Source organism: Spiroplasma sp. ChiS, from assembly GCF_002968355.1.
Lineage (GTDB): Bacteria > Bacillota_I > Bacilli_A > Mycoplasmatales > Mycoplasmataceae > Spiroplasma > Spiroplasma citri.
In genome coordinates, this window is the sequence record NZ_PUUH01000027.1 from 1 (window position 1) to 2957 (window position 2957).

Annotated in this window: 5 protein-coding genes; 4 read left to right on the top strand and 1 reads right to left on the bottom strand. The window is 21.0% G+C overall.

The genetic code is table 4. The features are described 5' to 3' along the window. A partial coding sequence (locus C6B38_RS01760) for a TaqI-like C-terminal specificity domain-containing protein (RefSeq protein ID WP_146693256.1) occupies positions 1-791 on the top strand: 791 nt, incomplete at its 5' end. A gap of 12 nt (positions 792-803) precedes the next feature. On the opposite strand, the gene C6B38_RS01765 is transcribed toward C6B38_RS01760, so the two are convergent. Beyond that, entirely contained in the window at positions 804-1511 is a 708-nt protein-coding gene (locus tag C6B38_RS01765; RefSeq protein ID WP_105298424.1) for a hypothetical protein, read from the bottom strand. A 353-nt stretch (positions 1512-1864) separates the two neighbouring features. Between C6B38_RS01765 and C6B38_RS01770 the strand changes: the two genes are divergently transcribed. From C6B38_RS01770 to C6B38_RS01780, 3 genes are all read left to right on the top strand, one after another. Further along, positions 1865-2014, top strand: coding sequence for a hypothetical protein (locus C6B38_RS01770; protein ID WP_105298425.1), 150 nt, complete (start codon positions 1865-1867; stop codon positions 2012-2014). Next, positions 2014-2265 carry a hypothetical protein gene (locus C6B38_RS01775; RefSeq protein WP_105298426.1) on the top strand — a complete coding sequence of 84 codons (252 nt, stop codon included), beginning with the start codon at positions 2014-2016 and terminating at the stop codon, positions 2263-2265. The genes C6B38_RS01770 and C6B38_RS01775 overlap by 1 nt, the downstream gene beginning before the upstream one ends. Before the next feature lie 207 nt (positions 2266-2472). Continuing rightward, the gene (locus tag C6B38_RS01780; protein ID WP_233485479.1) at positions 2473-2655 is read left to right on the top strand and encodes a hypothetical protein; all 183 of its coding nucleotides are present in this window, start codon (positions 2473-2475) and stop codon (positions 2653-2655) included. Positions 2656-2957: the final 302 nt, after the last annotated feature.

Consider the following 2957-nt stretch of genomic DNA (forward strand, 5'->3'; position numbering starts at 1 on the left):
ATGAAAATATTATAAAAAATGATTATATAATTCCTTTAAAAAATCCTAAAAATCATATAGATATTTTAAAAAAAATATATAACAAAAGTAAACCATTAGCAGAATTGTACAATAAAAAAATAATTAGAACTGGAACAATGTTACTAAATATGGAAAATGAATTTGTAAATAAAAAATGCCATGGAGATTCTTATGTCTATTATAAAGGATCAAAATCTTTACCAAGATCTTTTGAATTAAATGAAATTGGTCTTTTCTTTACATATGATAAAGAAAAACAAAATAAGATAAACGATTCTATAAAACATGAATTAACATTAAAAGGAATAAAAAATAAAAAAAGAATTGGTTTTGGTGAAAAAGAAATATATGATAATCCAAAAATTTTTATTAGACAATCAGCAAATAATTTAATTGCAGCTTTTGATGATAAAAAAAGTTCTTGTGATAATAGTTTATATATAATTTCTTTCAAAAGTAATTTTATTAATGCTACCCGTGAATTAAAATTTCTTGTAGGTTATCTAAACTCAGAAATTGCCAATTACTATGCCCGACTAAAAATTATTAAATTAATTCATGGCAAACAACCTCAAATGCGAATATCTGATTTTATAAACATTCCAATTTGTTATGATGAAAATATTAAAAATAAAATAATAGATATGGTAGATATAATAATTAAAAGTCCTACAAAGAAAAATGAAATTATAAATGATATTAATATTTTACTTTACGAATTTTATGAACTTAATAATGAAAAAGAAATTACTCAAATTCGTTCGCTTTAAATAAAATAATTCTTAGTTTTCATTTAATTTGTTTAAAATGTTGTTTTCTAATGCTTCATTTTTTTCTATAATTTCTAATTTTATTTGACTTAAGGATTTTAAAAATTTATTAGACTTATCAATTGATCTTTTGTGTGATTCCTCTAGTTTTTGAAAAAATAAATTGATAAATTCTTCTCTTGTTCTATACTCTGAAACACTATTTGCGTTAACTTGCAATTGTCCTGTAGGTGTTCGACGAAATGTTTTTTCAATATCTTTCAAAAAATATTGTTTAGTAAATTTACCATTATTTGAAACAAACTCAACATTACCATCATTATTATTTTTATAATATACATAAACATAAAGAATATAAAAATTTCCTTGTTCAATAAAAGAAATTACTTTATTAGCTGCACCTATATCAGGATTACTATCTAAAGAACGCTCATTAATTGCTTTAAAATCAATTCATATTAATTCAGTTATTCCTTTATATTTAAAATTAAATTTTACATCAAAACTTGACTTTGTATTTTCTTTAGGTGCTCCTATAACATTTATTATATTAACATTAGATTTACTATATTCTATAAATTTATCTTCTAAAAAATCACTAATTTGTGCTCCCAATCTTCCTTTGCCAATAATATTTGGTTTTTTATTGTCATTAATAATTTTATTAATTATTTCATCAACTGAAATACTTATTTTTTCTTCAAATTCTCTTATATTCATAAAATCAATCTCCTAAATTAAGGATGTAGAAACCACACACATTTTGTATTTTTGGTTTTTACAGTTTTGAACCAAAAATTTTTATAATATTTTTAATTAAGGAGTTGAAATTATGCAAACAAAGCAATATTTTATTTTGCAGTTGCTAGTGAAAAAGTATGGTAAAGATATTGTTATTAATACTGTTAATAAGATTGCAAAAGATATTGAAATTAAAAAGTAAAAGAATAAATTATTCCGCGTAATTTATTAGAGGATAATTTATTCAATAGTGTTTTTAATGGAGCGAAGCGACAACGAGCGTAGCGAGTTTGCAAATTTCAATTTTTTAGTTTTTAGAGAGGAGATGTAATATGCCAACTTGATTAACGACAATATTTAGTGTTGTTATTATATTAAGGATTTTTGCTTGAATTGGTTTATCAATTTATCAAAAAATTAAACAAATTCGAGGAAAGAAAAAAAGAAAAAAAGAAATTGAAAGAAAGGAGAGTAATAAATAATGTTAGGTATGTATTTAACAACAGCGTTTAATTTTTTAACAGCACCTACACCTAAAACTATGACTGAGGGTATGACTGGTATTTTAACGGGTTTGACTAGTGCATTATGAAAAGTTAAAGAAGGTATAACAAATATTTTACCTGAGATAATGGTTTTCTTAGGTGAAGCGTGAATTATATTAATTCCATTTGCTATATTTTGTATTATTAAAATTTTAAACTTTTTCCGTGTTATGGTTAAAGGATTTTAATATTTATTATAATCGATTATATATCTTAGCTAAGGCACACTTCATTTGGTTATTTTTAGTAGGATTTAATAGAAATAAGAATATTAATAACAGTTTTGAACCAAAAATTTTTATAATATTTTTTATAAATATACCTACTTTCTTTTAAAAATTTGTAGGCAGTATATAGTGTAAAAATATCAACTTAATTATATTTAAGGTATTATTATGGTTTTTTCTCTGTATAAAAATATTTATAAATTTGTTAATTTATTAAAAATTCAAATAATAAATTTAAAAGTTATTATTAAAATTATTATTAGTGAAATAATTGTTTTAATTGGTGATACCATTCATGATAATCAAAAAATAGATGGTATCACATTTGTAAAAAATGAATTTATTAAATAGAAAAATGAATTTATTATTTCTTCGATATTTTATTTCTTCTTTCTATTTAAAATAATTTATACAGAGAGAAAACCAAAATAATATCAACTTAATTATAAACTTGTGATTTTATATTTTAATAACTATTGTTAAAAATTAAATAGTATTTTTTCAGTGTGCCAATTTTTATTATTTTTATATTTAACAATGTTTATTAACATTGTTTATTAAACATTAAATAAACAATATATTAGCATTATGTATAACATTGTTAATAATCAGTGTTTATTACAATTAAAAAACATTATATAAACATTATTTAT